Origin of the sequence: Nonomuraea sp. NPDC049784 (assembly GCF_040659615.1) — a bacterium.
Lineage (GTDB): Bacteria > Actinomycetota > Actinomycetes > Streptosporangiales > Streptosporangiaceae > Nonomuraea.
This window is the reverse complement of sequence record NZ_JBFAMX010000770.1, coordinates 1-4,129: the sequence shown is the minus strand read 5'-3', so window position 1 is coordinate 4,129 and position 4,129 is coordinate 1. Positions and strand designations below refer to the sequence as shown.

Here is a 4,129-nt window from a genome sequence, read left to right as displayed (position 1 = left end):
CGACGTGGTGCTCATGGACATCCGCATGCCCGGCATGGACGGCCTGCGCGCCACCCGGGAGCTGGCCCGCCTCTCGCCGCGGACCAGGGTAGTCGTGGTCACGACGTTCGAGAACGACCAGCTCGTATGGAGCGCGCTACGCGCGGGCGCGGCCGGCTACGTGCTCAAGCGCTCCCCCGCCGCGGACCTGGTCACCGCGATCCGGTTGCGGGACGGCGTGCTCTTCCCCGACGCGCTTCGCCGCATCGCCGCCCCGCGCCCGCGCGCCGCCCACGACCTCACCCCGAGGGAGCTGGACGTCCTGCGCCACCTGGCCCGCGGGCTGAGCAACGCCGAGATCGCCGCCGCCCTGTACGTCACCAGGGAGACGGTCAAGACGCACGTCGGCAACGTCCTGGACAAGCTCGGCGCGAGGGACCGTACCCAGGCCGTCGTGCGGGCGTACGACCTGGGTATCGTCCTGGCGGGCGACTAGAGGCCGACCTCCACGGCGCCGTCCGCCACGCGTACCGGATAGACCGGGACGGACACCGCGTCCTCGTCCAGGCACCGCCCCGACACCAGCGAGAACACCTGCTTGTGCAGAGGCGACGCCACGGTCGGCTCGTCCTTCCTCGTGCCGACGATGCCGCGGGAGAGCACGTACGCGCCGCTGAACGGGTCGAGGTTGTCCAGCGCGTGCAGTGTGCCGTCGTGGGTGCGGAAGACGGCCACCTGCACGCCCTCCACCAGGGCGCAGACGCCGCGTTCCGGCAGCATGGCGTCGTAGTCGCAGATCCGCGTCCAGCTGCTCATCGGGCCATCACCGGCTTGATCTGGCCGCGCTCGCTGGCGAACACGATCGACGGGTCGGGCACGCCGGGGGCGTTGACGAAGCTGACGAACCTGCTCAGCTTCTCCGGGTCGTCCAGGGTGGCCGCCCACTCGTCGGCGTACGTGGCGATGTGGTGCTCCATCTGCGTGTCCAGGTCGGCGCAGATGCCGAGCGAGTCTTCCATGATCACCTCGCGGAGATAGTCGAGACCGCCGTCCAGCGACTCGAGCCAGGCTGCGGTGCGCTGCAGGCGGTCGGCCGTGCGGATGTAGAACATGAGGAATCTGTCGATGGTCCTGATCAGCTCGTCCGTGCTCAGGTCCGTGGCCAGCAGGTCGGCGTGGCGGGGCTTGAAGCCGCCGTTGCCGCCGACGTACAGGTTCCAGCCCTGCTCGGTGGCGATGATCCCGAAGTCCTTCGACCTGGCTTCGGCGCACTCGCGGGCGCAGCCGGAGACGGCCGACTTGAGCTTGTGCGGCGAGCGCAGGCCGCGGTAGCGCAGCTCCAGCGCGATGGCCAGGCCCACCGAGTCCTGCACGCCGTAGCGGCACCAGGTCGAGCCCACGCACGACTTCACCGTGCGCAGGGCCTTGCCGTAGGCGTGGCCCGACTCGAAGCCGGCGTCCACCAGCCGCCGCCAGATCTCCGGGAGCTGGTCGACCCGGGCCCCGAACAGGTCGATGCGCTGCCCGCCGGTGATCTTCGTGTAGAGGCCGAAGTCGCGGGCCACCTCGCCGATCACGATGAGCTTGTCGGGGGTGATCTCGCCGCCGGGGATACGCGGGACGACCGAGTACGTGCCGTTCTTCTGCATGTTGGCGAGGAACTGGTCGTTGGTGTCCTGCAGCGCGGCCCGCTCGCCTTCGAGCACGTGGCCGTTGTGCAGCGAGGCCAGGATCGAGGCCACGGCCGGCTTGCAGATGTCGCAGCCCCTGCCCTGCCCGTGCTCGGTGATGAGCTGGGAGAACGTCGTGATCTTGCGGACCCGTACGATGTCGAACAGCTCGGCCCGCGAGTACGTGAAGTGCTCGCACAGCGCCTTGCTGACCTCGACGCCCGACTTCTCCAGCAGCTGCTTGAGCATCGGCACGCAGCTCCCGCACGTCGTGCCGGCGCGCGTGCAGGCCTTGATGCCGGGCACGTCGGTGACGCCCTTGTCGGCGATGGCCGTGCGGATGTCGCCCGCGCACACGTTGTTGCAGGAGCACACCTGCGCCTCGTCGGGCAGGTCGAGGCTCGCCCCGGCGCCGCTGAACAGCAGGTCGGACGGCGCCGCGGGCAGCGCCTTGCCCACGAAGGGCCGCAGGGAGGTGTACGGGGAGGCGTCGCCCACGCAGATACCGCCGAGCAGCGTCTTCGCGTCGTCGCTGATGAACAGCCTCTTGTAGACGCCGCCCACGGGGTCCATGTATGTGACGTCGAGCGCTCCCGACATCGCCCCGAACTGCGCCACCTCGACGCCCAGCAGCTTGAGCTTCGTGGACATGTCGGCGCCCTCGAAAGCCGAGACACCGCCCATGATCCCGTCGGCCGCCACCTCGGCCATCGTGTTGCACGGCCCGACGAGCCCGTAGATCATGCCGCCGACCAGCGCGCACTCGCCGATCGCGTAAATCGAGGGGTCGGAGGTGAGCATCGAGGAGTCCACCACGATGCCGCCCCGCTCGCCCACCTCGAGCCCGGACGACCTGGCCAGCTCGTCACGCGGCCTGATGCCCGCCGAGAAGACCACGACCTGCGCGTCCACCAGCGTCCCGTCCGGCTTACGCAGCCCGGTGACCTGGCCGTCGTCGTCGGTGACGATCTCCTGCACGCCGGACCCGGCGTGCACGCTCAGGCCGAGCCCCTCGATGTGCGACTTCAGCACCGAGCCGCCGCCCTCGTCCACCTGCCGCGGCATCAGCCAGGGGCTCATCTCGACGATGTGCGCCTTCAGCCCGAGCGCCCGCAGCGCGTCGGCGGCCTCCAGGCCGAGCAGCCCGCCGCCGACCACGACGCCCTCGACCGCGTCCTTGGCGGCCACTCTGATCGCGTCCAGGTCCTCGATGGTCCGGTAGACGAAGGCGTGCTCGTGGCCGGGCACCGGCGGCACGAACGGCGACGACCCGGTGGCCAGCACGAGCACGTCATAGGGCTCGGTGCCTCCGTCCGCCAGGGTGACGAGACGGGCGTCCCTGTCGATCCCGGTGACGCGGCTGCTCAGCCTCGTCACGACCCCCGAGGGCACCTCGTAGGTGAGGTCCTCCGCGGTGATCCCCGACAGGTAGGAGGTGAGGGCGACCCGGTCGTACGCCGGGCGCGGCTCCTCCCCGATCACGGTGATCCGGCCGTCGAAGCCCCTGTCCACGAGGGTTTCGACGAGCCGGTGGGCCGTCGGCCCGTAACCCACGACGACGATCCTGCTCATACTGAAATCCCTTCCTGCTCGCACAGCCAGCCGACGATGCCCTCCACGGCGTCGCGGCAGGTCCCGCATCCGGTCGTGGCCCTGGTCGCGGCCGCGACTCCGGCCACGTCGCGTGCCCCGGCCTCCCAGCACGCCCTGATCTGGCCCTTGGTCACGTTGTTGCACTGGCAGACCTTGGCCGCGTCCGGCATCAGCGTCGGACTGTCGGCCACCGGCGCCGACGACAGCCCGGGGAACAGCAGCCCCGCCCGGTCCCCCGGCACCGGAGCGCCGCGGTCGAAGAGCTGGGTGAGCGTGCCCACGGCGTCGCTCTCGCCCAGCAGGATCGCGCCGACCAGCCGCCCGTCGCGGATGACGAGCTTGCGGTACGTGCCGCGGGCCCGGTGGCTGAAGCGCACGACTTCCGCGTGCTCCTCGGTGAGCTGGGTCTCTCCCATCGCGGCCAGCTCGACGCTCCTGGCCTTGAGCCTGGTGACCAGCCTGGAGCCCCGGTAGAGCGCCTTGCCGCCGGTGATGACGTCGGCGGCCACGGTGGCCTGCTCCCAGGCGGGCGCGACCAGGCCGTACACAGTGCCGTCGTGCTCGGCGCACTCGCCGATGGCGAAGATCGACGGGTCGTCGGTACGCAGCTCGTCGTCCACGACGACCCCGCGCCGCACCTCCAGCCCCGCATCGGCGGCCAGCCCCGTGACGGGGCGGACGCCGCAGGCCAGGATCACGAGGTCCGCCTCGACCAGGTCGCCGCCGGCCAGCCGGACGCCGCCCTCCTCGATCGACTCGGCGCTGACGCCGGTGCGGATCTCCACGCCGAGCCCGGCCAGCGTCTCGCCGAGCACCACGCCTGCCTCGACGTCGAGCTGGCGCTCCATGAGGTGCCCGGCCAGGTGCAGCAGCGTCACGGGCAGGCC

The 4,129-nt window shown here is 71.1% G+C and carries 4 protein-coding genes; 1 reads left to right on the top strand and 3 read right to left on the bottom strand.

The window, feature by feature from the left end; all coding sequences use genetic code 11:
* A partial coding sequence (locus tag AB0J09_RS58110) for a response regulator transcription factor (RefSeq protein ID WP_360711696.1) occupies positions 1 to 475 on the top strand: 475 nt, incomplete at its 5' end.
* Here AB0J09_RS58110 and nirD read toward each other — a convergent pair.
* The 3 genes from nirD to AB0J09_RS58095 all read right to left on the bottom strand — a co-directional run.
* The gene (gene nirD, locus AB0J09_RS58105; protein WP_360711693.1) at positions 472 to 795 is read right to left on the bottom strand and encodes a nitrite reductase small subunit NirD; all 324 of its coding nucleotides are present in this window, start codon (positions 793 to 795) and stop codon (positions 472 to 474) included. The genes AB0J09_RS58110 and nirD overlap by 4 nt on opposite strands.
* Positions 792 to 3,221, bottom strand: coding sequence for a nitrite reductase large subunit NirB (gene nirB / locus AB0J09_RS58100; RefSeq protein WP_360711691.1), 2,430 nt, complete (start codon positions 3,219 to 3,221; stop codon positions 792 to 794). The genes nirD and nirB overlap by 4 nt, the downstream gene beginning before the upstream one ends.
* Positions 3,218 to 4,129 (bottom strand): FAD-dependent oxidoreductase (locus AB0J09_RS58095; RefSeq protein ID WP_360711688.1); only part of this gene is annotated, 912 nt, incomplete at its 5' end. The genes AB0J09_RS58095 and nirB, both read right to left, overlap by 4 nt.